Below are 23,505 nucleotides of genomic sequence, written 5' to 3'. Positions count from 1 at the left end.
CCTTGGGGTGAATGACGGCGGCGGAATGCCGCTGCCATACCATGCATATTGCTGCATAATTCTACGCTGACAACATGAATAACGGGAATGACGATGGACATGATTTCGGTGCGGCAAGCGCCCGAGCTGGCGCCGCGCGCCATTGCGTATTTTCAGCGGCACTGGGCCACGGCAGAGACGCTGATGATGTATGAAGACGCCATCAACCGCAGCCTCGGCGCTTCCAACCCGCTGCCGCAGTGGTACCTGCTGATGGAAAATAACCTAATCCTCGGCTGCGCGGGGCTCATCACCAACGACTTTATCAGCCGTGGGGAGTTGTATCCCTGGCTGTGCGCGCTCTACGTAGAAGAGACGCAGCGCGGCAGGGGCTACGGCGCCAAACTGATTGAGCATGTAGCGGCGGAAACCCGCCGGCTGGGTTTCCCGCAACTGCACCTTTGCACCGATCTGGAAGGGTACTACGAGCGTAATGGCTTCGTTTATAACGGGCTCGGCTATCACCCCTGGGGCGAGGCCTCGCGGGTCTATTCGCGGGTGCTGTGATCACCGCCGCCGGGGGCGAGCAAGACAAATCTGACTTTTCTTTCACCTCATCGCGCCTCGCGGGTTACACTGGCCGCTTGTTCGCCACCGACCGGGTTAATTCGCCGCCGCGATGAGAGTGCCACGCCAGCTACCGCAACGCTTCACCGCCTGCATCGCCATTATGGCGGTGCTGTTGCTGTTTGTGGCGCCGGTGGTGTCGAAATCGCTGATGCACCATCAGATGATGGGCGGCATGGCGCAGCCGGCAGCCGCCATGCCGCACGACATGCACGGGATGGCGATGCCCGCCGCCGAGCATGCCGGCCACCACGGCATGGACTCGGCGGAGATGATTTTCTGCGGCTACTGCGAGCTGCTGATCCATGTGCCGCTGCTGTTGTGGGTATTCGTCCCGCTGCTGTGGCTGATGACGCGTATCGCGCGCCTGCCTTGCGCGCCGCGCATCGTCCCCCCGCCCATTCGGCGCCTTGCTCTGCGGCCAAGCCCGCGCGGGCCGCCCGGCCAGCCGTTTTTCCTTATTGCTTGATCATGGGTAACGCCGTTCGTATCGCTGCGGACGGTTTGCCTGCGCGCACAGTTTGAAAAACGAGAAAGGCCATGTCTTCGATAACCAAAACTCCACCTGCCGCATCGCCGAGAGGCGCGATGCTGAACCTGATCAGACGGCTGCATTTTTATATCGGCCTGCTGGTCGCCCCTTTTATTCTGGTCGCCGCACTGACCGGCACGCTGTATGTGCTGACCCCGCAGCTTGAAGAGGCGCTGTATCGCGATGCGCTGTCTACCGAGCCGCACGGGCACGCGAGACCGCTGGCCGACCAGATCGCCGCCGCCCGCCGTGTGGCGGGTGACGAGGCGCGCATTTACGCCGTGCGTCCGGCACCCGGCGCAATGGACACCACGCGCGTACAGTTTGCGAGTGCCGATCTGGGCGCTTCCGAGTCGCGCGCGCTGTTTGTCGACCCTTATACCCTGGCGATCAAGGGCGATATGACGGTGTACGGCACCTCCGGCGTGCTGCCGCTGCGCACCTGGCTGGATAAGCTGCACAGCAGCCTGCTGCTTGGCGATCTGGGGCGCAACTACAGCGAGCTGGCGGCCTCCTGGCTGTGGGTGGCCGCCCTGGGCGGCGTGGCGCTGTGGCTGGCGACACGGCCGAAGCGCAAGCTGAAAAGGGCGAAAGGGGGCTTTGCCGCCAGCCGCCATTGGCATATCACGCTGGGCGTGGCGCTGCTGGCCGGGCTGCTGTTCTTCTCGGCCACCGGGCTGACCTGGTCGCAGTGGGCCGGCGGCAACATCGACACGCTGCGGGCCAACCTGGGCTGGCTGACGCCGCAGGTCAACGCCAGCCTGCAGGCCGATGCGCCGCAGACGCCGGCCGATCCGCACGTCGAGCACCGCGGTATGATGCCGGGCATGAAGATGAACCCTGCCGCACAGACCAATGCGCTGAATGGCGACTGGGATCGGGCGCTGCACGCTGCGCGCGCCGCCGGAATAGACGCCGCTAAGGTCGAGCTGCGCCAGCCGAAAGGCGAGGGCAAAGCCTGGACGGTGACCGAAGTAGATCGTAGCTGGCCGACGCAGGTGGACGCGGTCGCCATCGCGCCGCAAAGCTTCACTGTCGTCGATCAGGTGCGGTTCGAGAACTTCCCGCTCATCGCCAAGCTGACCCGTTGGGGCATCGACGCCCACATGGGCATTCTGTTCGGCTTGCCGAATCAGCTGCTGCTGGCGGCGTTCGGCCTCGGGCTGTGCCTGATGATTGTGCTGGGTTACCGCATGTGGTGGAGTCGCCGCCCGGCGGCGGGTGCGCAGCATCCGGTGCATACGCTGGTTGCCGCCTGGCTGGCGCTTTACCTGCCTGCGCGCGCCGGCACGCTGCTGGTAGCAGCGGCGCTGGGTTATTGCCTGCCGGTAATGGGGGTGAGCCTCGCGGCGTTGCTGCTGGTGGACGTATGGCGCTGGCGCGGCCAGCGGCAAGGCCAGCGGGATGAAACGCCGGAAGCGGCCGCCCGCCGCGCCGAGGTGCGCAAGTTCCGCGCGGCGGTGGCGACAGTGGCGGTGGCGGTCGGCTGCGTGATGGGCCGGGCGATCCTCGGCGGCACCGTCGAACAGTTTCAGCTGCCGATCGGTGACTGGAGCGCACAGATGGTGATCATGCAGAGCCTGATGGTGCTGCTGTATACGCTGGTGTTCACCCTGCTGCTTTCCATTCCGCTGTGGTATTTCTTCCTGGGGGAGAAAGAGGGGCGGTGAGGTATTTTGCGCCGATGTGAGGCGTTCAACCCCGCTGCGGCGGGGTTTTTCTTGGTTACATCAGCCGGTGCGCGTGCAGTTTGACGCTTTCCATGATGCTGTCCATCGTCACCTGCACGCGGTGCGGCAACACGCCTCGCCGGCGGTAGATCAGGTAGGCCTGCATATCGATGCCGCGCTCGCGCGCCAGGCAAGGCTGCAGTGTGCCGGCATCCAGCTCGGCGGCCACGGAATAATACGGGGCGTAGACGATGCCCAGGCCCTGTTTGGCCAGCTCGATCGCCGGCAGAATGTTATCGCAGACGCTGGCGCCGTTGATCTCGACCTGCACCAACTCCCCCTGAGCATTGTAGCCGCTCCAGGTATTGCGGATGCCGCCCAGCATACGCAAGGTAATGCAGCGATGCTGCGACAGTTCATCCAGCTCCTTCAACGGCATGCGGGCGATGTAATCCGGCGCGGCGAACAGCCCGACGCGAAAACGGGTAAAGGGCCTGGCGATCAGGCTTTCGTTTTGCGGCTGGAAAAAGCTGATCAGCAAATCGCAGTCGCTGTCGAATACTGCGCCATATTTTTTCTCACGTTCATCGGGGTTGCGGGTCACCAGATCGACAGTCAGCGCCGGCGCAGCGTGCAGCAGCGGCGGCAGCAAATAGCTGGCCAGGAAAGCGTGGATGCCTATCGGCGCGCCGAGCGTGACCATGCCGCTCATACTGCGCTTATAGGTGCCGGCCATATCGAGCAGATCGCTATGCTCGTTCAGCAACTGCGAGGCGCGGCGCAAGAATTGTTCGCCGAACTCGGTCAGTGACAGAGTGCGCGGGCCGCGCAGAAACAGTTCCAGACCCAGCCGGCGTTCCAGTGAGGTGAGCGCCCGCGACACGTTGGACTGCGGCATATCCAGCAGCTGCGCCGCTTTGCTGACGCTCGCCGTTTCGGCGATGACGCTTACAATCCTGAGCTCTTCAATACGGAAGTCTTTCTCTTTCACTGGCTGGCTCGTATGAGTATGTATATCAAAAATGATATACGTCTTTGGCGGCATTGTCATATGACTTATCACGGGCGGGTGGGTATCATTCGATTTGATTATTTGCTATCCACATAAATAAAGAGAAATCCGTCAATGAAAGTAACAAGAACGGTGATTTTACCTGCGCTGTTATTATTGGCCGCGTGCTCGTCCGCCGTGACCGAAAAAGAAAAATATTCGACCTTTCTGACCAATTATAACGATATTAACAAAGGCCAATCCGCGTCCGGTAAAGACGTTTTATATTGGAAGGATCAGAGCGTCGATTTTTCCCGTTATCAATATCTGGTGTATCAACCGATGATCTATTTCCCGCGGCCGAAACCGAGCGAAATGGTCAGCCAACGCGCGCTCGACAATATCCTGAATTACACCAACCAGCAGTTTAAACAGGCGATGGGCACCCATTTTACGCTGGTGGACATGCCGCGCGAGCATACCCTGATTTTCCGCGGCGCCATCACGGCGATCGACACGCAGAAGAAAGGGCTGCAGGTCTATGAAGTCTTGCCAATCACGCTGCTGATCGCCGCGACGCAAAGCGTCACCGGGCACCGTACTATGGAGAGCGCGGTCTATATGGAAGGCGAGTTTATCGATGCCGCGACCAACCAGCCGGTGATTAAAGTGGTGCGTAAGGCTTCGGGAGAAAATCTTAATAATGAGAAAGCACAGCTGAAAGTCACCGACGTGAAGAACGCCATCGATACCATCGCCAACGACATCAGACAATATAACACGCTATAGAGATTATTTATTTCCATTATTCTCAACCAGGACTTTACATGTTTCTTAACTATTTTGCGTTAGGCGTACTGATTGCGGTATTCCTGATATTATTCTACGGCGTCATTATTATTCATGACATTCCTTATTTGCTGGCGAAAAAGCGCCGACACCCGCATCAGGATGCGATTCACGTTGCCGGTTGGGTCAGCCTGTTTACGCTGCACGCCATTTGGCCGCTGCTGTGGATCTGGGCGACGCTCTATCGGCCGGAACGCGGCTGGGGCATGAGTGAAAGGCCGGAATCCTCAACGGATCTGCAGGCGCGCATCGCACTGCTCGAAACCGAATTACAACGCCTGCAGGAAAAGCCGACGGCGGTTCCCGGCCCCACGGTAAGTTGAGCGTAGCCTATGGATTTGCTCATTATTCTCAGCTACGTGGCGCTGAGCTACGGCGTATTTAAACTGTTCCGCATTCCGGTCAACAAATGGACCGTGCCGACCGCCGTACTCGGCGGGATCGTTATCGTCGGCGCGTTGATTCTGACGATGAACTACAACCATCCGTACAGCGATCGGGCGCAGAAAATTGCCGTGTCGGTGCCGATGGTGCCGCAGGTCTCGGGCATGATCGTTGAGGTGACGGAGAAAACCAACGTGCTGCTGCGCAAAGGCGAGGTGCTGTTCCGGCTCGACGACAGCCGCTACCGCGCGCGGCTCACCAGGCTGGAGGCGGATCTGGCCGGGGCGGAGGCGGAGATCAGAATGCGTCGGGCGGCGCTCAGCGAGTCCGCCGCCAACGTGCAGCGGGCGAACGCGGAGTATGATCGTGCCCGCAAGGATTACCAGCGCTACGCGAAAGGGGCGGCCATGCCGGTCAACCCATTCTCGGAGCAGGACGTCAGCCATGCGCAGCAGCAGTACCAGGCGCAATCCGCCGCGCTGCAGGCGGCGAAAGCCCAGTTCCAACAGGAACAGGCGCGGTTGTCCGGACGCTATGACGGCGAAGACGCCACGATAGCCAGCCTGAAATCGCAAATAGCCGAAGCGCGTTACAACCTGGAACAAACGGTGGTGCGTGCGCCGAGCGATGGCTATGTCACGCAGGTGCTGGCGCGGCCGGGCACGGCGGCGGTGCGCTTGCCGTTCAAACCGGTGATGATCTTTATCCCGCAGCAAAAGCGCCAGGTGGTGGCGGTATTCCGCCAGAACGCCATCTTGCGCTTGGCGCAGGGGGATCAGGCTGAGGTGGTGTTTAACGGCTTGCCGGGACAGGTTTATGGCGGCACCGTGAGCCGGGTGTTGCCGGCGATACCGGACGGCAGCTACCAGGCCAGCGGCGCACTGCAGGGCCTGAGCGCCACGCCGGGCCGGGAAGGGGTGTACGTAATGATCGATCTGGCTGCCAACCCGGATCTGGATCATCTGCCCGACGGCGTGAGCGCCCAGGCGGCGGTCTATACCGGGCACTTCGAGCACGTCTCCGTGATGCGCAAAGTGCTGCTGCGCATGACCAGCTGGCTGCACTACCTCTATCTGGATCACTAGCCCGCATTGGCCCGGAACAGCCCGGGCCGTTGGGTTGGCCCCTGAATACGACAAAAACAAAAAAGCCCGCAACCGAAGTTGTGGGCTTTTTCGCTATTATCGCCGGGTCTATCTGGTTCACTGGCGACGTATTTGGTGGAGCTGGGGGGATTTGAACCCCCGTCCGAAATTACTACACCGTCGGCACTACATGCTTAGTCCAATCTTTACATTCGCCGGCCAGCTGCGGATGGACACGCTACTGACAGACTAGCCTGATTGAGTTTAACGCTTCAGCCCCAGGCAGGACATCCACGCGATCTCTTTTGGGTTTGACCTCTCTTGATCCCCGTCCTAAGAGCGGAGGCTAGGGAGAGAGGGCTCTAAGCAGGGTATTAAGCTGCTAAAGCGTAGTTTTCGTCGTTTGCGACTATTTTTTTGCGGCTTTTTACGAGGCCAACCGCCCCTCGGCATGCTCCTAGGGCTTCGCAAATCCCGTCGAATCCAGAATCAGCCCCAAGTAACTTTGTGCAGTATACCAGAAGTTTACCTCGATAAGCCAGCGGCTTAACGATTGGCGTGCTTCATGATACGGGCTTTCGCCGTCTGCCATTCGCGATCTTTGATGTCATCGCGTTTGTCGTGCTCTTTCTTGCCTTTGGCTACGCCGATCTTGATCTTGCTCCAGGCATTTTTCCAATACAGGGACAAGGCCACCACGGTGTAACCTTCGCGGTTGACGCGGCCGAGCAGGGTGTCCAGCTCGCGTCGGTTCAGCAGCAGTTTACGGGTACGCGTCGGATCGCACACCACATGCGACGAAGCCACGTTGAGCGGGGTGATGGTGGCGCCAAACAGGTAGGCTTCACCGTCACGGAACGTCACGTAGCTGTCGCTGAGGTTGGCTTTGCCTGCACGCAGCGATTTAACTTCCCACCCTTGCAGCGACAGGCCCGCCTCGAATTCTTCTTCAATGAAGTATTCGAAACGCGCGCGCTTGTTTTGGGCAATGGTGGCGGAACCGGGTTTGTGTGCTTTTTTCTTTGTCATAGTGCGTTCATTATACTGGATGCTTCAGCGAAAGAAATCCTTTCCCGTTCAGCACCTGCGCAATTTTTCGCATTTTTGGTGCCCTCATCCCGTAGCAGATTTTTTGTTTGCCGCCAGATAAATGATATTATCTGTACGTTTTATGTCTTACAGGAAATGATATGCCCCAGATCAGTCGGTCTGCATTAGTGCCGTTCAGCGCCGAGCAGATGTATCAGTTGGTTAACGATGTTCATTCTTATCCCGATTTTCTGCCAGGCTGCACTGGCAGCCGGGTGCTTAACGCTACCTCCAACGAGATGACCGCCGCGGTGGACGTCGCCAAGGCCGGTATCAGCAAGACCTTCACCACGCGCAATACGCTGCTGGATAACCAGAGCATCAATATGCAGCTGGTCGATGGCCCGTTCCGCAAGCTGATGGGCGGTTGGCAGTTCACACCGCTGAGCGAAGAGGCCTGCAAGGTGGAGCTGCACCTGGACTTCGAGTTCACCAACAAACTGATTGAGCTGGCGTTCGGCAAGGTGTTCAAAGAGCTGGCGGGCAGCATGGTGCAGGCATTCACCCAGCGGGCGAAAGAGGTCTACAGTGTCTGACATCCAGGTCGAGGTGGTGTACGCCTTGCCGGAGCGGCAGTACCTGCGCAAGGTGAAGCTGGCCGAGGGCAGCAGCGTTGAGCAGGCGATCCAGGCTTCGGGCCTGCTGGAGCTGCGCCAGGATATCGATCTCAAGAACAACAAAATCGGCATCTACAGCCGCCCGGCCAAGCTGGGCGATACGCTGAACGACGGCGACCGGGTGGAGATTTACCGGCCGCTGATCGCCGATCCGAAAGAGCTGCGCCGGCAACGGGCAGAAAAGGCAAAAAAATAAGGCGCTATAAGCGCCTTATTTTTTTATCTGAAATTGATTTTCTCTTCCGCGTTGCAGCCTGCGACTGTCATGAGGAACACCATGCCCCCCCATGGGCCGGAAGAGCGGCCGACGCCGATTACTTGGTCAGCGCCGGTTTGTTCTGGATATCGGTCAACACGCCTGCGCTGTCGAAGGTCAGCGTCAGCGTCTGCTGGGTGATATCTTCATGGCCAGGCTGCTGACGGAATACATAGAACCACGTTTGCGTTCCAAACGGGTCTTGCAGCATTGGGGTGCCCAATGTGTAAGCGACCTGTTGTTGGGTCATCCCTTTCTGAATTTTCGCCACGTCGGTCGACGTCAGGTAGTTCCCCTGGTTGATGTCAGGACGATAAACCACCTTTTCAAAAGTAGAACAGCCTGCAGTCAGCATCACAAGAACTACAGCGGCGGCAGTCAGCGTTTTACAGCGCATAGTAATCACATTCCTTTAGGGCATAGGATGCCGATGATAATAGACCTTGCGGCAGTTGGAAACCTTTATACCCTTCATCTTTCACGTTGCGACGCATTGGCTTTCCTTTAGCACCTCAAGCGCTTGGCCTTTTTCAGGCTGTTGAGATGGCTTTGGATCACCGCCGCGCCGCACTTTAGATATTTCTCGGGCCAACAGCGTCACTGTCAGACCGCAGGAAAGTGAAAAAGTTGAGCTTTTTTATGCCGCCAGCAGTTCTTTGGCGTTCGCCAACGTATTGCGGGTGACTTCGCTGCCGCCGAGCAGGCGCGCCAACTCCTGCAGCCGGGCGCGTTTATCCAGCGGCGCCATCTGGGTTTCGGTGACCGTGCCGTCGGTCTGCTTGCTGACGAACAGGTGCTGATGCCCGCATCCGGCCACCTGCGGCAGGTGAGTCACGCACATCACCTGGGTGGATTCGCCGAGCTGGCGCAGCAGACGGCCGACGATGGCGGCGGTCGGGCCGCTGATGCCCACGTCCACCTCATCGAAGATCAGCGCCGGGGTTTCCATCTTGCGGGCGGTGATCACCTGAATGGCCAGCGCGATGCGCGACAGCTCGCCGCCGGAGGCGACCTTCGCCAGCGGCTGCAGCGGCTGCCCCGGGTTGGTGGAGACGCAGAACTCGGTGCGGCTGGCCCCTTCGGCGCTCAGATGCTGCGGTTCGAAGCGCACGTCGATGTTGAATTTGCCGTGCGGCATGGAGAGGGCCTGCATGCTGTCGGTAATGAGCGTGGTCAGCTCGGCGGCGTAGTGCAGGCGTTTCTGGTGCAGCTCTTCCGCCAGCGCCAGCGCCTGCTGGTGATGCAGGGTGACCGCCTCGTTCAGGTGTTCATGATCGCTTTCCTGTTGAGACAGCAACTGCTGTTCATCCAGCAACTGCTGATGCAGCTGCGGCAGCTCCTCCGGCGCAACCTGGTGTTTGCGCGCCAGGCTGATTTGGCGCGACAGGCGTTGTTCCAGCTCGTGCAGGCGGTTGGGATCGAGATCCATGCGATCGGCGTAATGGCGCAGCTCGTCGCTGGCTTCGCTGATCTGGATAGAGGCCTCTTCCAGCATGTCCAGCAGGCCGCTGAGCTTATCGTCCAACCCGGCCAGCTCAAGCAGCAGGTGTTTGGCGCTGTAAAGCTGGCTGAGCATGTTGTTCTCGTCGCTGTCGGCCAGCAGCTGCAGCGTCTGCTGGCTGAGGGTCAGCAACTGGCCGCTGTTGGCCAGGCGCTTGTACTCGGCGTCGGTCTGCTCGAACTCGCCGGCCTGCGGCGCGAATTCATTCAGCTCTTTCAATTGGTATTGCAGCAGCTGCTTGCGCGCTTCGCGCTCGATGGACTGCTGTTGATGGTGCGCCAGCTCGCGGCAGCTCTGATGCCAGCGTTGGTAGGCCTGGCTCATCGCCGCCAGCAGGGCGGGTTCGTCGGCGTAGGCGTCGAGCAGCGCTTTTTGGTGCTCCGGCTTGAGCAGCAGCTGATGGGCGTGTTGACCGTGGATTTGAATCAGGCGTTGCCCCAGCTCGCGCAGCTGCGACAGCGGCACGGCGGTGCCGTTGATAAAGCCGCGCGAACGGCCGTCGGCGTTGATCACCCGCCGCAGCAGGCATTCGTTGCTGTCGTCCAGCTGGTTCTGCTCCAGCCATTCGCGCGCGGACGGAGTGTCCGCCAGCGAGAAGCGGGCGCAGATGTCGGCGCGGGCGGCTCCCAGGCGCACCACGTTGCCGTCGGCGCGGTTGCCGAGGCACAGCCCCAGCGCATCGATAGCGATGGATTTGCCGGCGCCGGTTTCACCGGTGATCGCCGTCATGCCCGGTTGAAAATCGATTTCCAACTCACGAACGATAGCAAAGTTGCTGATGGTTAATTGCGCCAGCATGGGAACCTTCCTGTGTATAAACACATAACTGTAGTTTCATACAGTATAAACTGGTTTTATATACAGTAAAGTGGCCGGCGCAGATTTTAGAACAATTTTTTAGACCAGCCCAACTTGGTGCTTAACGTGTTGAAATAGCTGTAGTCCTTCGGGTGAATCAGGTTCAGATGGAAGTTGCTGCGGCGGATCAGCACTTCTTCGCCTTCCTGGATCGGCAGCGCGATCTGGCTATCGCAGCTAATCTCCAGATCGCTGCCGATCTGCGAAAACTTCAGGCGGATGGTGCTGTCGCCGTTGATCACCAGCGGCCGGGCGGAAAGGGTGTGCGGGAACATCGGCACCAGCGCGATCGCCTCCAGCGACGGGGTGAGGATCGGCCCGCCGGCGGAGAGCGAGTAGGCGGTGGAGCCGGTCGGGGTGGCGATGATCAGGCCGTCGGAGCGCTGCGAGAAGGCGAAACGATCGTCGATGTACACCTCGAATTCGATCATGTGCGCCACTTTGCCGGGGTGCAGCACCACCTCGTTGATGGCGGTGCTGATGCGGCACTGCTGGTGCTCTTTATGCACGATGGTTTCCAACAGGAAACGCTGTTCGTCGATGTACTCGCCTTCCAGCACGTCCGCCAGCTGCTGCAGAGCGTTGTCGGGATCGAGATCGGTGAGGAAGCCGAGGTTGCCGCGGTTGACTCCGATCACCTTGATGTCATAGCGCGCCAGCACGCGCGCGGCGCCGAGCATGTTGCCGTCGCCGCCGACCACCACTGCCAGGTCGGCGCGCTGGCCGATATCCGCCAGGCTGCCGGTCACGGCGTCTTTCAGCCCCAAATCATGGGCGATTTGGCGTTCGACCATCACCGAATAGCCGCGGGCGACCAGCCAGTGGAACAGCATCTCGTGGGTTGCCAGCGCTGAAGGGTGACGCGGGTGGCCAACAATGCCAATACAGGCGAATTTTTTATTCATTTGCTGTGATTTTCCTCACCGGGACCCGTTTATGCCCCACATTGTGACCGGTTGACTTGAAACCCCGGTTTTGATCCCCATAATAAGCCAAGTTGCGAGATTAATGCTAAAACGCGGAGATATTCATGAGTAGTAAAGAACAGAAGACGCCAAACGAGCAAGTCTCGGAAGAAATGGAACAACACGCTCATCACGAGGATACGCTGCCGGAAGCGGCGGAAGGCGTCGATCTGCGCGATGCGCGTATCGCCGAACTGGAAGCCCAACTGGCGGAAGCTCAGCAGCAAGAGCGCGACAGCCTGCTGCGCGCCAAAGCGGAAGCGGAAAACATCCGTCGCCGCGCCGAACTGGACGTCGAGAAAGCGCACAAGTTCGCCCTGGAGAAATTCTCCGGCGATCTGCTGCCGGTGATCGACAACCTGGAGCGCGCGCTGGATCTGGCGGATAAAAACAATCCGGAACTGGCCGCAATGATTGAAGGCATCGAGCTGACGTTGAAATCGCTGCTGGACGTGGTGCGCAAGTACGGCATCGAAATCGTCGGCGACGTCAACGTGCCGTTCAACCCGGAAGTGCATCAGGCGATGAGCATGATGGAATCCGCCGATCACCAGCCGAACCACGTGATGATGGTGATGCAGAAAGGCTATACGCTGAACGGCCGCCTGCTGCGCCCTGCGATGGTCGCGGTCTCCAAGGCCAAGGCGTAATCGCTCCGGCAACGATATAAAGAAAGGCACCCAAGGGTGCCTTTTTTGTCTCTGGGCTACGCCTGCGGCAGGCGCGGCATCCAGTCGATCGGCGTGAGCCCTTGCTGCTCCAGCAGCTGATTGGCCTGCGAGAAGTGGCGGCAGCCGAGGAAACCGCGGTGGGCGGAAAGCGGCGATGGGTGCGGCGCTTTCAGCACGTGGTGGCGGTTGCGGTCGATAAAGTTGCCTTTCTTCTGCGCGTGCGAGCCCCACAGCAGGAACACCACGCCTTCGCGGTTCTCGTTCAGGGCGGCGATCACCTTATCGGTAAAGGTTTCCCAGCCCAGATTGGCGTGCGAGTGCGCGCGGCCGCCCTCTACCGTCAGCACGGTGTTGAGCAGCAGCACCCCCTGTTCGGCCCAGCTTTGCAGGTAGCCGTGATCCGGGCGTTCGAAACCGGGAATGTCGGTCGCCAGCTCTTTATACATATTCACCAGCGACGGCGGCGCCGGCACGCCGGGGCGCACCGAGAAAGAGAGGCCATGCGCCTGATTGGGCCCGTGATACGGATCCTGGCCGAGGATGACGACCTTGACGTCCGCCAGCTCGGTAAAGCGGAACGCGTTGAACACGTCTTTCTGCGGTGGATAAATGGTCTTACCGGCCTGACGTTCAGCGGCAACAAAGGCGAGCGTTTCAACAAAATAGGGCTGCTCTTTCTCTTTGCCGATCACGTCATGCCAGGTGAGGGAGGTGGCCATAAACGCTCTCCTTTGTTTTCTTTAGCAATTCATGGTCTATAGCTTACCGTGTCGGCCCGCGCAGCGAAACCCGCTTTTCATTTCTCGCCGCCGTTTGTAATGCAATTATTTTTGAAAATTTACAAAAAAAATTGTTTTTTAGCGCGACGGGAAAATTGATATAAAACATAAATTTGCCCCTTCATGCCCTACGCCTACCCGGTAAAAATTGACTTTAATCAAGGAACTGGCCCGGTCAGGCTGGTATACAGAACAACAAGACAACAATGGTTTTACCAAATGGCCGAAACCAGGATTGGGTTTTCTCACGACGTGAATTTTTACGCCCTTGTACGGAGGCAACATAATGATTACCGGTATTCAAATTACCAAAGCGAACGACCAGGCGCTGGTGAATTCTTTCTGGCTGCTGGACGATGAAAAAGCGGAAGCCCGCTGCGTGTGCGCCAAGGCCAACTACGCGGAAGATCAGGTTGTCGCAGTGAGCGACCTGGGCCAGATCGAATACCGTGAAGTGCCGCTGGAAATGCAGCCGACCGTGCGTGTGGAAGGCGGTCAGCACCTGAACGTCAACGTGCTGCGTCGCGAAACCCTGGAAGACGCGGTCAAGCACCCGGAAAAATACCCGCAGCTGACTATCCGCGTGTCCGGTTATGCGGTGCGCTTCAATTCCCTGGCGCCGGAACAGCAGCGCGACGTTATCGCCCGCACCTTTACCGAAAGCCTGTAATTTGCGGCGCTGTCAATCAGGGAGCTTCGGCTCCCTTTCTTGCGTTTGACGGCCGAAAACGGAATGCGGATCACATTCTGTACAAAGATAAGCATTTCTAATACAGAACTCATCCGACCTGCCGATAGCTAAATCAGCACCTATTCAGGTGCTCAATAAAAAGTCTATCGACAAGGAGTCGGCATGAGTATGCCTTTAAGTTTTACCTCTGCAGTATCCCCGGTGGCCGCGATCCCTACACCTCGCGCCGTTGCCGAGACGGTGACGGCGGTGCAGCCCGCGGCAGCGCCGGCAAATCCGGCGCCGGTGGCCACTCCCTCTCAGAACTCGCTCAATGCGCAGGCCATGTTGAATACGCTGGTCGGCGATATCTCCGCGGCGGCGCCGACGGCGGCGGCAGCGCCGGGCGTGACCCGGGGGCAGCAATCGCAGGAGGGTGATTATGCGTTGGCGCTGTTGGCCAAGGACGTTTATTCACTGAACGGTCAGGGCACCGCTGGGTTCAACCGCTTGAGCGACAGCGCGCTGCTCGGTTTCGGCATCGATCCCGCCAGCCTGCACGACGCAGGCAGCGGTTTCCAGGCCGGGGTTTACAGCAACGACAAGCAGTATGTGTTGGCGTTTGCCGGCACCAACGACTGGCGCGACTGGCTGAGCAACGTGCGGCAAGCGACGGGCTATGATGATGTGCAGTACAATCAGGCGGTTGCCGCCGCCAAAAGCGCCAAGGCGGCCTTCGGCGATGCGCTGGTGATCGCCGGTCATTCGCTCGGCGGCGGTCTGGCGGCCACGGCGGCGCTGGCGACCGGCACCGTCGCGGTCACCTTCAATGCGGCCGGGGTGTCAGATTACACGCTGAATCGCCTGGGTATCGATCCGGCGGCGGCGAAGAAAGACGCCGAAGCCGGCGGCATCCGTCGTTACAGCGAACAATATGACATGCTGACCAGCACCCAGGAGTCGACTTCGCTGATCCCGGACGCCATTGGCCACAACATCACCCTGGCCAACAACGATACCCTGACTGGTATCGATGACTGGCGGCCGAGCAAGCATCTGGATCGCAGCCTGACGGCGCACGGCATCGACAAGGTGATAAGCTCGATGGCGGAACAAAAGCCGTGGGAGGCGAAGGCCAATGCCTGAAGGGCGTCGCTTGCGGCGAGCGCTGGCGATAGCCTTACTGGCGCTGGTCGCGGTGACCGGTTTACTGATGATGGCTAAGGAGCAACAGATGGGGCAGGAGATTTCACCGTTTGACGGCCGCGGCAACCTGGCGCTGGCTCAGGCGGTGGCGCGCGGCGATGCGCAGAGCATCCATGCGCAGGCTACGCAGGATCGCTTGCGCGAACGAGGCGATCGGCAGGTCACGCTGTTGCAGTGGGCAGTGCTTTCGCAGCAGCCGGCCAGCGTGCAGGCGTTGCTGGATCTCGGGGCCGACCCGTCGGTAGCGGGGCTGGACGGCAACAGCGCGCTGCACACCGCGGCGATACTGCAAGACGTGCAGTATCTGCGGTTGCTGCTGGCTGAAGGGGCGCAGGTGAACGTGCGCAATGCCGTTACCGGCGCCACGCCGCTTGCGGCGGCGGTGCTGGCCGGGCGCGAGGAGCAACTGCGGTTGTTGCTGGCGGCCGGGGCGGACACCACCCTGAGCGATCGGCTGGGGGATACCCCGCTGCATCTGGCGGCGAAGATCAACGCGCCGCATCTGGCGCTGTTGCTGTTGCAGGCCGGGGCCGATGCCCAGGCGCGTAATCAGCAGGGTTATGCGTTCCAGTTTTATTTCTCGCAAACGCCGGCGCATTTGCAGAATGACGAGCTGAAGGCGCAGTTCCGCGAGCTGGATAAATGGCTGCAGGGGCGCCGCCTGGCCACGCATTACGCGCAGCAGTAAACGCCCATAAAAAAACCGCCTATACAGGCGGTTTTTTCTTAGGCAGCGGTGGTTATTCTGCGTCGCCGGCCGGTTTGGCCTTCGCCTGACGGCGTTTTCCGACGTTTTTGGCGTCGCGATGGCGCACTTTCACCTTGGCCTTCTCTTTGTTCTTCGCTTTATCTTCCGCGCGTTTGGCCAGCACTTTCTTCGATGGCTTGCCGTTGCTCTTCTCGTTCGGCACCTTGGTTTTCGGCCGCAGTTCGTCGATCACGCGCGCTTTCAGCGGCTCGTTCAGGTAACGGCCCACTTTGCCCAGCAGCAGATGGTCGTGCGCTTCCACCAGCGAAATGGCGGTGCCTTTGCGCCCGGCACGGCCGGTACGCCCGATGCGGTGCAGGTAGGTATCCGCCGTGCGCGGCATGTCGAAGTTGAACACGTGGGTGATATCGAGGATATCCAGGCCGCGCGCGGCAACGTCGGTGGCCACCAGCACGTTAACCCGGCCATCCATCATGCGTTTGACCGCTTCGTTGCGTTTGGCCTGCACCATCTCGCCTTCGAGATAGCAGGTGTTGATGCCCGCTTCGCGCAGCCAGGTGGCCAGCTCATGCACGCGCTCGCGCTTGCGCACGAAAATCACCGATTTCTGCACGTCCGGCTGTTTCAGCAGGTGGATCAGCAGCGCGGTTTTGTGCTGCACGTCATCGGCGCGGTAGTACCACTGCAGGATCTTCTTGCGTTCGCGGCGCGACGGATCGGCTTCCACTTCCACCGGCTCTTTCAGGATGCGTTCGGCGAATTCGCGGATCGCTTCGCCTTCCAGCGTGGCGGAGAACAGCAGCGTCTGGTTGCGCCAGCGGGTTTCGGCGGAGATGGTTTCGATGTCCTGCGCGAAGCCCATGTCGAGCATGCGGTCGGCTTCGTCGAGGATCAGGGTTTCCACCGCGCGGCAGTCGAAGTTCTCTTCTTTAATGTATTGCAGCAAGCGGCCGGTGGTGGCGACCACCACGTCCTGGTTTTCGCTGAACACTTCCGCGTGGTTCATGTAAGCGACGCCGCCGGTGATGGTGGCGATATCCAGCGAGGTATGAGCAGCCAATTCACGCGCCTGGTCGGCGACCTGCATCGCCAGCTCGCGCGTTGGCGTCAGGATCAGCACGCGCGGCGGGCCGGATTTCTTGCGTGGAAAGTCCAGCAGGTGCTGCAACACGGGCAGCAGGAAGGCGGCGGTTTTGCCGGTGCCGGTCGGAGCCGAACCTAAGACGTCACGCCCGTCCATCGCCGGCGGGATCGCAGCGGCCTGAATGGCGGTGGGGCGATCGTAGCCTTTGTCGCGCAGCGCGTCGATCAGGCGATCATCGAGTTCGAGTTCGGAAAAAGTGGTTGCTGTCATGGTCTACCTCTACTTGGGGCGCCGATTATAGACGGGTTGGCCGCGATCTTCACCTATTTAAGCGGAAAGCCGCTCTTTTCCCGCCGATCAGATTGCCTTATGCTACGCCAGTTTTATAGCCGGGTGGTGAGTGTGAGCAAGCGATCGAAAGCCGATTTTACCCCGCGCCGCGGGGGTTTTACCTTTAAACAATTCTTTGTCGCCCACGATCGTTGCGCCATGAAAGTGGGCACCGACGGGGTGCTGCTCGGCGCCTGGGCGCCGCTGGGGCAGGCGCGCCGGGTGCTGGACATCGGCAGCGGCAGCGGGCTGATCGCGCTGATGCTGGCGCAGCGCAGCGGCGACGAAGTGACCATCGACGCGGTGGAGCTGGATGAAGCCGCCGCCGGCCAGGCGCGCGAAAACGCGGCGGAATCGCCGTGGCCGCAGCGCATCCGCGTGCATGCGCAGGATATTCACCATTATGCGCAGCAGCATGCCGCTGAGTATGATCTGATCGTCAGCAATCCGCCGTATTTCGAGCCGGCGGTGGCCTGCCGCGACCAGGCGCGCCACAACGCGCGCTACACCGAAACCCTGACGCACGACGCGCTGTTGGCCTGCGCGGCACAGCTGCTGGCCGCGCAGGGGACGTTTTGCGTGGTGCTGCCGCACGACATCGGCGCCGAATTCGAACGCCTGGCGCAGCAAAGCGGCTGGCACACGGCGGCGAAAGTGAACGTCAGCGATCGCGCCGATACGCCGCGGCACCGGATGCTGCTGGCGCTGACCCGGCGGGAAACGCCGCTGCGGGAGCAGGCGCTGGCGATCAAACAGGCCGACGGCGGCTATACCGACGATTTCCGCCGGTTGATCGCCGACTTCTATCTGTTCTACTGAAAGGAAAAGGGCGCCGATAAGGCGCCCTGTCGCTTCGTTTAAGGCTGCAAAATGGTCGGCAGCGCTTCCGGCAGCAAATCCGGGTAGTCCAGCGTGTAGTGCAGGCCGCGGCTCTCTTTGCGCGCCATGGCGCTGCGCACGATAAGCTCGGCCACCTGCACCAGATTGCGCAGCTCCAGCAGGTTGTTGGAGATGCGGAAGTGCGCGTAGTACTCGTCGATTTCCGCCTGCAGCGTGTTGATGCGGCGCAGGGCGCGCTCCAGCCGCTTGGTGGTGCGCACGATGCCGACGTAATCCCACATGAACAGCCGCAGCTCGTGCCAGTTGTGCTGGATCACCACCCGTTCGTCCGCATCATCCACCCGGCTCTCATCCCAGTGCGGCACCTGTTTGGCCTGCTGGATGAACGGCAGGCGCTGCAGAATGTCTTCCGCCGCCGACCAACCGTAAACCAGGCACTCCAGCAGCGAATTCGACGCCATGCGGTTGGCGCCGTGCAGGCCGGTGTAGCTGACCTCGCCGATGGCGTACAGCCCGTCGAGATCGGTGCGGCCATGCTGATCGACCATCACGCCGCCGCAGGTGTAGTGCGCCGCCGGAACGATGGGGATCGGTTGCCGGGTCAGATCGAAGCCCAGCGTCAGCAGCTTTTCGTGGATCATCGGGAAGTGCTGAGTGATGAATTCCGCCGGCTTGTGGCTGATGTCCAGGTACATGCAGTCGGCGCCCAGGCGCTTCATTTCATGGTCGATGGCGCGGGCGACGATATCGCGCGGGGCCAGTTCGCCACGCGGATCGAAATCCGGCATAAAGCGGCTGCCGTCCGGGCGCTTCAGGTAAGCCCCTTCGCCGCGCAGCGCTTCGGTCAGCAGAAAGTTGCGCGCCTGCGGATGGAACAGGCAGGTCGGGTGGAACTGGTTGAATTCCAGGTTGGCGACCCGGCAGCCGGCGCGCCAGGCCATGGCGATGCCGTCGCCGGAGGAGATGTCCGGGTTGGTGGTGTATTGGTACACCTTGGCCGCGCCGCCGGTGGCCAGCACCACCGTTTTGGCTCGGTAGGTTTCCACCCGTTCCAGCTCGCGGTTCCAGACGTAAGCGCCCACCACTCGGCGGGTGCCCGGCAGGCCGATTTTGTTCGAGGTGATAAGGTCAACCGCGTTGCGGCGTTCCATCACGCAAATATTGGGGTGAGCGCTTGCTTTCCCCACCAGCGTGGTCTCTACTTCCTTACCGGTAGCGTCCGCGGCGTGCAGGATGCGGCGATGGCTGTGGCCGCCTTCGCGCGTGAGGTGATAATGCGCCTCGCCCTGCGCGTTGACCTCGGTGTCGAACAGCACGCCCTGATCGATCAGCCACTGCACGCAGTGGCGCGCGTTGCCGGCGATGAATTCGACGGCCTCTTTGTCGCACAGGCCGGCGCCGGCAATCAAAGTGTCATCAACGTGTGAGGCAATGCTGTCCGTCTCATCGAACACCGCGGCGATCCCGCCCTGGGCGTAAAAGGTGGCGCCCTCGCTGAGCGGCCCCTTGCTGAGGACGGTAACCTTGCAATGCTGCGCCAGGCGCAGCGCCAGTGACAGGCCCGCAGCGCCGCTGCCGACGATCAGGACATCGCTAACATGTTCAGATGATGGTTGCATAACGTATGATGTGTGCAGAAGAAGAGTGAATTTCATGTTAGCCTAACTGTCCGGGCAAAAGCCACGGATAGGGTGACATCAACAGAAAAAACAATGGCGATATGGAACTTCGTGTTCTATATGAACTCCAAGCGAGTGCTTGCTCAGGAAAATAATGTATGGCTGGCAGTACAATTTTACGCGTGGAGACGGATTTGGGGAGAGTTTACCTCGGATGAGCGAGCAGTTAACGGATCAAGTTCTGGTCGAGCGGGTCCAAAAGGGCGACCAGAAGTCGTTTAACCTACTGGTAGTGCGCTATCAGCATAAGGTGGCGAGTCTCGTTTCCCGCTATGTGCCGCAGGGCGATGTGCCCGATGTGGTGCAGGAGTCGTTTATCAAGGCCTATCGCGCACTGGAATCGTTCCGTGGCGACAGCGCTTTTTATACCTGGTTGTATCGAATCGCCGTGAACACGGCAAAGAATTATCTGGTTGCTCAGGGGCGCCGTCCGCCATCCAGTGATGTGGACGCCAACGATGCGGAAAATTACGAAAGTGCGGGCGCACTGAAAGAAATTTCGAACCCTGAGAACTTAATGTTGTCAGAAGAGCTGAGACAGATAGTTTTCCGTACCATTGAGTCGCTCCCTGAGGATCTTCGCATGGCGATTACCCTGCGGGAGTTGGATGGTCTAAGCTACGAAGAGATAGCCGCCATCATGGATTGCCCGGTCGGAACCGTACGTTCGCGTATTTTCCGCGCCCGGGAAGCTATCGATAATAAAGTTCAACCGCTGATCCAGCGTTAGCAATGGCGGGCACAGGAAGGGTACTTAGGCATGCAGAAAGAAAAGCTTTCCGCTCTGATGGATGGTGAATCGTTCGACAGCGAGCTGTTGAGTTCTCTGTCGCAAGATCGAACGCTTCAACAAAGCTGGCAGAGCTATCACCTGATACGTGACACACTGCGAGGTGATGTCGGGCAAGTGATGCATCTCGACATCGCCGATCGCGTCGCCGCTGCACTTGAGAAAGAACCCGCCCGGCTGGTGCCTTCCGCCGTTCAGGAATCTCAGCCGCAGCCTCACACCTGGCAGAAAATGCCGTTCTGGGACAAAGTGCGTCCTTGGGCGAGCCAGATTACGCAAATCGGCATGGCGGCCTGCGTGTCGCTGGCGGTGATCGTCGGCGTGCAGCAGTACAACCAGCCTTCTGCGCCATCGAACGCGTCCGAATCGCCGGCCTTCACCACGCTGCCGATCATGGGCCAGGCCTCGCCGGTCAGCCTGGGCGTACCTGCCGACAGTTTCTCCACCGGCAGCGGCCAACAGCAGCAGGTGCAGGAACAGCGCAAGCGTATCAACGCCATGCTGCAGGACTATGAACTGCAACGTCGCCTGCATTCGGATCAGCTGCAGCTTGAGCAAGGCAACCCGCAACAGGCTGCCATTCAGGTTCCCGGAACTCAGTCTTTAGGAATGCAACAGCAGTAATGAAGCAAATCTGGTTCTCCGTTTGTTTATTGACGGGCAGCCTGCTCTATTCCAGCATCGCCCCGGCGCAGCCAACTGCGTCCGGGGCGTTATTGCAACAGATGAGCAGCGCCAGCCGTTCTCTCAATTACGAGCTCGCCTACATCAGCGTCAGCAAGCAGGGAATCGAGTCGTTGCGCTATCGCCATGCGGTGATCGGCAACGTGCCGCTCGGCCAGCTGCTGCATATGGACGGCCCGCGCCGCGAAGTGTTGCAGCGCGGCGGCGGGATCAGCTACTTCGAACCCGGTCTGGAACCGTTCACGCTCACCGGCGATCACATCGTCGATGCGCTGCCGGCGATCGTCTATGCTGATTTCACTCGTCTGGCGAAGTATTACGACTTCATCTCCGTGGGCAGCACCCGCATCGCCGATCGGCCGTGTGAAGTGCTGCGCGTGGTGGCGCGCGACGGTTCCCGCTACAGCTACATCGTTTGGATGGACGAAGACACCAAGCTGCCGCTGCGGGTGGATCTGCTCGATCGCGACGGCGAAACGCTGGAGCAATATCGGGTGATCTCCTTCGCGGTTGGCGCCGACGTGCAGGGCGCGATGCAGGGGCTGCTCAAAGCCAATTTGCCGCCGCTGCTGTCGCTGCCGGCGGTGGAAAACGTCCAGCTCAGTTGGAGCACCGGCTGGCTGCCGGCCGGCGTGGACGAGGTGGCGCGCAATCGCCGCAAATTGCCGAACGTCGCCGTGCCGGTGGAGTCCCGGCTCTACAGCGACGGTCTGTTCAGCTTCTCGGTCAACGTCAGCCCGGCGGGCAGCGGCGCCGGGCAGCAGTACTACCGTCAGGGGCGCCGCACCATTCAGACCGAAGTGCGCGCGGGCAACGAAATCACGATTGTGGGCGAATTGCCGCCGGCGACGGCCAAGCGCATCGCCGACAGCATTTCTTTCAAGGTATCGCCGTAATGATGAAAGAGTGGGCCACGGTGGTATCGTGGCAACAGGGCGTAGCGCTGCTGCGCTGTGAACCCAAGGCCGGCTGCGGCAGCTGCACCGCGCGCTCCGGCTGTGGCGCGCGTGCGCTGAACGAGCTGGTGCCGGAAACCGAGCATCAGCTGCAGGTACATATCGATCAGCCGCTCGAACCGGGGCAGCGCGTCGAGGTCGGCATCGCGGAAGGCAGCCTGCTGCGCTCCGCCATGCTGGTTTACCTGACGCCGCTGCTGGGCATGATGTTGGGCGGCACATTGCTGCAATATTGTTTCGGCAGCGACGCCTCGGCGGCAGTCGGCGCCGTATTGGGCGGTGGTGCGGCCTTTATGCTGGCTCGCCGCTTGGCTCGACGTCTGGGTGAGCAGGCCGATTACCAGCCGGTGGTGCTGCAGATTGGGTTGCCGCCTACCGCGATGCGCCTGCAGGCGGAAAACTCCCCGCTGATTTAAACCGATGGCCGCGTCATCGCCGGGTTGTGATAGGCGGGGATGCGGTTGTGGATCATATGCTCCAACAGCGCGATGAACAGATCGGCGCTGAGCAGCGAATCGTAGTTAATCGCGAACAGCACATTTCCCTGGCCATCGAATAAGCGGATGCCGCGCTGCGGATGATTTTCCAACGTGCGGATCTGTTCGATAGGCACGTTTCCCCGTTCCGTCGTCAGCAGGGTGGCGCTCAGCCGCAGCGTTTCGGCCGGCGTGCCTTGCCGCTTGCCGAGCAGCAACTGCCACAGCCAGCGCGCGTCGCCCTCTATGGTGTGAAACGACACCGTCCCCCCCTGATAGAGCGCATTCAGCGCCAGCGGCCCGCGCTGCTGCAGCTGTTGGTCGACGATTACGTCCGCCAATCGCCACGAGTGGGCGACGTTGCTGAAAACCGTGCACCAGGGCTGATCCGCACCGGCGCGGAACGCCGTAACGTCAAACAGCCCGCCAAAAGCCTGGCCGCCGCGAAAGCGATAGATGTCGCTGATCTTCTCAAACGGGATGAAACGCTCTTTGTGATGGTGGCTGTCAAAGACCCGCACGCCGTGCTCGTACAGACGATAAGTCAGCGCCGGACGCAGATAATGCCGCAGCGCCAGCAGCGTACAGCCGAGTAAAATCGTGCCCGCGCCGGCCTGCAACAGCGTGATGACCTGGCTCTCGTCAATGCTGCTCAGCAGCGGCAGCACCAACAGCGCCGCCCCCACACTAAACAGCAGCGCCGCCGCCGCCAGTATGCCCCAGTTGACCTTTGAAAAATCGTGCCGGCTCAGCATTTGCCCTTTATCGATCATAATGCACCTTCCAATCAACGTACGCAGATATGCTGGTGAACCCCGGTGGGCTGCCGATGTAGTGCCCTGAATAATGTTTTGTCGCGGAGCTCATGCCCTTTCTATCCGAGGGACGGTGGTGGCGTATATGGGGTTTTTCCTAAAGGAAGTGGGGCAAAATGAAATTCTAAGAGGTTGATCCAAATATTCTTTTTTTATAATTTCGGAGAGGGTTTATTGCGCTGTGGCCGGTTATGTATTAGTGCCGGAGTTTGACGGCCACGAAGCACCGGCAAGCCTTGGGTTCAGGCCGCATCGTCCGCGTTAACATCTGTTTTCACCCGCTGGAGCGCCCTGTAACATTTAGCGGCGCATAATAGAATGCCTTCACTGCACCGATCGCTAGGTTTTCAGTGGTGTGGCATGTAGAATGCAGCGATTCAGGTGCAAGACGGCCTCACCCATTCACTGTCGCT

26 protein-coding genes and 1 other RNA gene are annotated in these 23,505 nt (G+C 60.1%); 17 read left to right on the top strand and 10 right to left on the bottom strand.

What is annotated here, in order from left to right:
* The first annotated feature begins 93 nt into the window (after positions 1-93).
* From IT763_RS18040 to IT763_RS18030, 3 genes are all read left to right on the top strand, one after another.
* A complete protein-coding gene (locus tag IT763_RS18040; protein WP_089197712.1) occupies positions 94-546 on the top strand; it encodes a GNAT family N-acetyltransferase in 453 nt (150 codons plus the stop codon).
* A gap of 112 nt (positions 547-658) precedes the next feature.
* The gene (locus tag IT763_RS18035) at positions 659-1,075 is read left to right on the top strand and encodes a DUF2946 domain-containing protein (protein WP_241005483.1); all 417 of its coding nucleotides are present in this window, start codon (positions 659-661) and stop codon (positions 1,073-1,075) included.
* 119 nt (positions 1,076-1,194) lie between these two features.
* Entirely contained in the window at positions 1,195-2,808 is a 1,614-nt protein-coding gene (locus IT763_RS18030; RefSeq protein WP_241005482.1) for a DUF2534 family protein, read from the top strand.
* A 55-nt stretch (positions 2,809-2,863) separates the two neighbouring features.
* Here IT763_RS18030 and IT763_RS18025 read toward each other — a convergent pair whose 3' ends face one another.
* On the bottom strand, positions 2,864-3,799 hold the full coding sequence (locus tag IT763_RS18025) for a LysR family transcriptional regulator (protein WP_049300037.1): 936 nt from the start codon (positions 3,797-3,799) through the stop codon (positions 2,864-2,866).
* Between the two features lie 135 nt (positions 3,800-3,934).
* On the opposite strand from IT763_RS18025, the gene IT763_RS18020 reads away from it, so the two are divergent.
* From IT763_RS18020 to IT763_RS18010, 3 genes are read left to right on the top strand one after another with little or no spacing between them, the layout of a single operon-like run.
* The gene (locus IT763_RS18020; RefSeq protein WP_004929005.1) at positions 3,935-4,588 is read left to right on the top strand and encodes a DUF3313 domain-containing protein; all 654 of its coding nucleotides are present in this window, start codon (positions 3,935-3,937) and stop codon (positions 4,586-4,588) included.
* Positions 4,589-4,626: 38 nt separating this feature from the next.
* Positions 4,627-4,971 carry a DUF3302 domain-containing protein gene (locus IT763_RS18015; protein WP_004929008.1) on the top strand — a complete coding sequence of 115 codons (345 nt, stop codon included), beginning with the start codon at positions 4,627-4,629 and terminating at the stop codon, positions 4,969-4,971.
* 9 nt (positions 4,972-4,980) lie between these two features.
* Entirely contained in the window at positions 4,981-6,117 is a 1,137-nt protein-coding gene (locus tag IT763_RS18010; RefSeq protein WP_131165094.1) for an HlyD family secretion protein, read from the top strand.
* Between the two features lie 133 nt (positions 6,118-6,250).
* Here the strand turns inward: IT763_RS18010 and ssrA are convergent.
* Positions 6,251-6,614, bottom strand: a transfer-messenger RNA (tmRNA) gene (gene ssrA / locus IT763_RS18005).
* A gap of 49 nt (positions 6,615-6,663) precedes the next feature.
* Positions 6,664-7,146: an SsrA-binding protein SmpB gene (gene smpB / locus IT763_RS18000; RefSeq protein WP_004929094.1), complete on the bottom strand. Its 483-nt coding sequence runs from the start codon at positions 7,144-7,146 to the stop codon at positions 6,664-6,666.
* Between the two features lie 161 nt (positions 7,147-7,307).
* On the opposite strand from smpB, the gene IT763_RS17995 reads away from it, so the two are divergent.
* Positions 7,308-7,742 (top strand): type II toxin-antitoxin system RatA family toxin, encoded by a 435-nt coding sequence (locus IT763_RS17995; RefSeq protein WP_004929096.1) that lies wholly within the window; start codon positions 7,308-7,310, stop codon positions 7,740-7,742.
* The gene (locus IT763_RS17990) at positions 7,735-8,019 is read left to right on the top strand and encodes an RnfH family protein (protein WP_049300035.1); all 285 of its coding nucleotides are present in this window, start codon (positions 7,735-7,737) and stop codon (positions 8,017-8,019) included. The genes IT763_RS17995 and IT763_RS17990 overlap by 8 nt, the downstream gene beginning before the upstream one ends.
* A 118-nt stretch (positions 8,020-8,137) precedes the next feature.
* Here IT763_RS17990 and bamE read toward each other — a convergent pair whose 3' ends face one another.
* The 3 genes from bamE to nadK form a co-directional block, all read right to left on the bottom strand.
* Complete coding sequence (bamE, locus tag IT763_RS17985; RefSeq protein WP_004929101.1) at positions 8,138-8,476, bottom strand: outer membrane protein assembly factor BamE; 339 nt, start codon at positions 8,474-8,476, stop codon at positions 8,138-8,140.
* A gap of 240 nt (positions 8,477-8,716) precedes the next feature.
* A complete protein-coding gene (gene recN, locus IT763_RS17980; RefSeq protein WP_004929104.1) occupies positions 8,717-10,378 on the bottom strand; it encodes a DNA repair protein RecN in 1,662 nt (553 codons plus the stop codon).
* An 86-nt stretch (positions 10,379-10,464) separates the two neighbouring features.
* Positions 10,465-11,343, bottom strand: coding sequence for an NAD(+) kinase (nadK, locus tag IT763_RS17975; protein WP_004929107.1), 879 nt, complete (start codon positions 11,341-11,343; stop codon positions 10,465-10,467).
* Positions 11,344-11,468: 125 nt separating this feature from the next.
* On the opposite strand from nadK, the gene grpE reads away from it, so the two are divergent.
* Entirely contained in the window at positions 11,469-12,053 is a 585-nt protein-coding gene (gene grpE, locus IT763_RS17970) for a nucleotide exchange factor GrpE (RefSeq protein ID WP_016929801.1), read from the top strand.
* Positions 12,054-12,109: 56 nt separating this feature from the next.
* Here grpE and ung read toward each other — a convergent pair whose 3' ends face one another.
* Positions 12,110-12,793 carry a uracil-DNA glycosylase gene (gene ung, locus IT763_RS17965; RefSeq protein ID WP_004929112.1) on the bottom strand — a complete coding sequence of 228 codons (684 nt, stop codon included), beginning with the start codon at positions 12,791-12,793 and terminating at the stop codon, positions 12,110-12,112.
* A 346-nt stretch (positions 12,794-13,139) separates the two neighbouring features.
* Between ung and grcA the strand changes: the two genes are divergently transcribed.
* The 3 genes from grcA to IT763_RS17950 all read left to right on the top strand — a co-directional run bounded on the left by grcA (position 13,140) and on the right by IT763_RS17950 (position 15,417).
* Entirely contained in the window at positions 13,140-13,523 is a 384-nt protein-coding gene (gene grcA / locus IT763_RS17960) for an autonomous glycyl radical cofactor GrcA (protein ID WP_206194897.1), read from the top strand.
* 183 nt (positions 13,524-13,706) lie between these two features.
* On the top strand, positions 13,707-14,669 hold the full coding sequence (locus tag IT763_RS17955; protein WP_193843040.1) for a DUF2974 domain-containing protein: 963 nt from the start codon (positions 13,707-13,709) through the stop codon (positions 14,667-14,669).
* Positions 14,662-15,417, top strand: a complete 756-nt coding sequence (locus IT763_RS17950) for an ankyrin repeat domain-containing protein (protein WP_049300033.1) — start codon at positions 14,662-14,664, stop codon at positions 15,415-15,417. The genes IT763_RS17955 and IT763_RS17950 overlap by 8 nt, the downstream gene beginning before the upstream one ends.
* Positions 15,418-15,469: 52 nt before the next feature.
* On the opposite strand, the gene srmB is transcribed toward IT763_RS17950, so the two are convergent.
* Complete coding sequence (gene srmB / locus IT763_RS17945) at positions 15,470-16,792, bottom strand: ATP-dependent RNA helicase SrmB (protein WP_016929798.1); 1,323 nt, start codon at positions 16,790-16,792, stop codon at positions 15,470-15,472.
* Positions 16,793-16,891: 99 nt separating this feature from the next.
* Here srmB and IT763_RS17940 point away from each other — a divergent pair, with 99 nt between their 5' ends.
* Positions 16,892-17,671, top strand: a complete 780-nt coding sequence (locus IT763_RS17940) for a tRNA1(Val) (adenine(37)-N6)-methyltransferase (RefSeq protein WP_016929797.1) — start codon at positions 16,892-16,894, stop codon at positions 17,669-17,671.
* A gap of 38 nt (positions 17,672-17,709) precedes the next feature.
* On the opposite strand, the gene nadB is transcribed toward IT763_RS17940, so the two are convergent.
* Positions 17,710-19,311, bottom strand: coding sequence for an L-aspartate oxidase (gene nadB, locus IT763_RS17935; RefSeq protein WP_016929796.1), 1,602 nt, complete (start codon positions 19,309-19,311; stop codon positions 17,710-17,712).
* A 214-nt stretch (positions 19,312-19,525) separates the two neighbouring features.
* Between nadB and rpoE the strand changes: the two genes are divergently transcribed.
* The 4 genes from rpoE to rseC are packed head-to-tail and all read left to right on the top strand — an operon-like array spanning position 19,526 to position 22,217.
* Positions 19,526-20,101, top strand: a complete 576-nt coding sequence (rpoE, locus tag IT763_RS17930; protein ID WP_004929136.1) for an RNA polymerase sigma factor RpoE — start codon at positions 19,526-19,528, stop codon at positions 20,099-20,101.
* 30 nt (positions 20,102-20,131) lie between these two features.
* Complete coding sequence (gene rseA / locus IT763_RS17925; protein ID WP_016929795.1) at positions 20,132-20,785, top strand: anti-sigma-E factor RseA; 654 nt, start codon at positions 20,132-20,134, stop codon at positions 20,783-20,785.
* Positions 20,785-21,741, top strand: a complete 957-nt coding sequence (gene rseB, locus IT763_RS17920; protein ID WP_016929794.1) for a sigma-E factor regulatory protein RseB — start codon at positions 20,785-20,787, stop codon at positions 21,739-21,741. The genes rseA and rseB overlap by 1 nt, the downstream gene beginning before the upstream one ends.
* A complete protein-coding gene (gene rseC, locus IT763_RS17915) occupies positions 21,741-22,217 on the top strand; it encodes a SoxR-reducing system protein RseC (protein WP_048794671.1) in 477 nt (158 codons plus the stop codon). The genes rseB and rseC overlap by 1 nt, the downstream gene beginning before the upstream one ends.
* Here rseC and IT763_RS17910 read toward each other — a convergent pair.
* Entirely contained in the window at positions 22,214-23,050 is an 837-nt protein-coding gene (locus IT763_RS17910) for a hypothetical protein (RefSeq protein ID WP_016929793.1), read from the bottom strand. The two genes, rseC and IT763_RS17910, sit on opposite strands and share 4 nt — an antisense overlap.
* Between the last annotated feature and the right edge of the window lie 455 nt (positions 23,051-23,505).

The organism is Serratia sp. CMO1, from assembly GCF_015689115.1.
In the GTDB taxonomy this organism is placed as follows: domain Bacteria; phylum Pseudomonadota; class Gammaproteobacteria; order Enterobacterales; family Enterobacteriaceae; genus Serratia; species Serratia marcescens.
This window is presented reverse-complemented; position numbering and strand designations above follow the sequence as displayed.

Excerpts from the sequence above, each read along its gene's own strand:
- rseB (WP_016929794.1), top strand. The coding sequence starts at position 20,785 with ATGAAGCAAATCTGGTTCTCCGTTTGTTTATTGACGGGCAGCCTGCTC.
- IT763_RS17950 (WP_049300033.1), top strand. The coding sequence starts at position 14,662 with ATGCCTGAAGGGCGTCGCTTGCGGCGAGCGCTGGCGATAGCCTTACTG.
- rpoE (WP_004929136.1), top strand. The coding sequence starts at position 19,526 with ATGAGCGAGCAGTTAACGGATCAAGTTCTGGTCGAGCGGGTCCAAAAG.
- IT763_RS18040 (WP_089197712.1), top strand. The coding sequence starts at position 94 with ATGGACATGATTTCGGTGCGGCAAGCGCCCGAGCTGGCGCCGCGCGCC.
- IT763_RS18010 (WP_131165094.1), top strand. The coding sequence starts at position 4,981 with ATGGATTTGCTCATTATTCTCAGCTACGTGGCGCTGAGCTACGGCGTA.
- rseC (WP_048794671.1), top strand. The coding sequence starts at position 21,741 with ATGATGAAAGAGTGGGCCACGGTGGTATCGTGGCAACAGGGCGTAGCG.
- IT763_RS18015 (WP_004929008.1), top strand. The coding sequence starts at position 4,627 with ATGTTTCTTAACTATTTTGCGTTAGGCGTACTGATTGCGGTATTCCTG.
- bamE (WP_004929101.1), bottom strand. The coding sequence starts at position 8,476 with ATGCGCTGTAAAACGCTGACTGCCGCCGCTGTAGTTCTTGTGATGCTG.
- recN (WP_004929104.1), bottom strand. The coding sequence starts at position 10,378 with ATGCTGGCGCAATTAACCATCAGCAACTTTGCTATCGTTCGTGAGTTG.
- IT763_RS17910 (WP_016929793.1), bottom strand. The coding sequence starts at position 23,050 with ATGATCGATAAAGGGCAAATGCTGAGCCGGCACGATTTTTCAAAGGTC.
- grcA (WP_206194897.1), top strand. The coding sequence starts at position 13,140 with ATGATTACCGGTATTCAAATTACCAAAGCGAACGACCAGGCGCTGGTG.
- IT763_RS18020 (WP_004929005.1), top strand. The coding sequence starts at position 3,935 with ATGAAAGTAACAAGAACGGTGATTTTACCTGCGCTGTTATTATTGGCC.
- nadB (WP_016929796.1), bottom strand. The coding sequence starts at position 19,311 with ATGCAACCATCATCTGAACATGTTAGCGATGTCCTGATCGTCGGCAGC.
- IT763_RS18030 (WP_241005482.1), top strand. The coding sequence starts at position 1,195 with ATGCTGAACCTGATCAGACGGCTGCATTTTTATATCGGCCTGCTGGTC.
- smpB (WP_004929094.1), bottom strand. The coding sequence starts at position 7,146 with ATGACAAAGAAAAAAGCACACAAACCCGGTTCCGCCACCATTGCCCAA.
- ung (WP_004929112.1), bottom strand. The coding sequence starts at position 12,793 with ATGGCCACCTCCCTCACCTGGCATGACGTGATCGGCAAAGAGAAAGAG.
- IT763_RS17940 (WP_016929797.1), top strand. The coding sequence starts at position 16,892 with ATGCTACGCCAGTTTTATAGCCGGGTGGTGAGTGTGAGCAAGCGATCG.
- rseA (WP_016929795.1), top strand. The coding sequence starts at position 20,132 with ATGCAGAAAGAAAAGCTTTCCGCTCTGATGGATGGTGAATCGTTCGAC.
- IT763_RS17955 (WP_193843040.1), top strand. The coding sequence starts at position 13,707 with ATGAGTATGCCTTTAAGTTTTACCTCTGCAGTATCCCCGGTGGCCGCG.
- IT763_RS18035 (WP_241005483.1), top strand. The coding sequence starts at position 659 with ATGAGAGTGCCACGCCAGCTACCGCAACGCTTCACCGCCTGCATCGCC.
- IT763_RS17995 (WP_004929096.1), top strand. The coding sequence starts at position 7,308 with ATGCCCCAGATCAGTCGGTCTGCATTAGTGCCGTTCAGCGCCGAGCAG.
- srmB (WP_016929798.1), bottom strand. The coding sequence starts at position 16,792 with ATGACAGCAACCACTTTTTCCGAACTCGAACTCGATGATCGCCTGATC.
- nadK (WP_004929107.1), bottom strand. The coding sequence starts at position 11,343 with ATGAATAAAAAATTCGCCTGTATTGGCATTGTTGGCCACCCGCGTCAC.
- grpE (WP_016929801.1), top strand. The coding sequence starts at position 11,469 with ATGAGTAGTAAAGAACAGAAGACGCCAAACGAGCAAGTCTCGGAAGAA.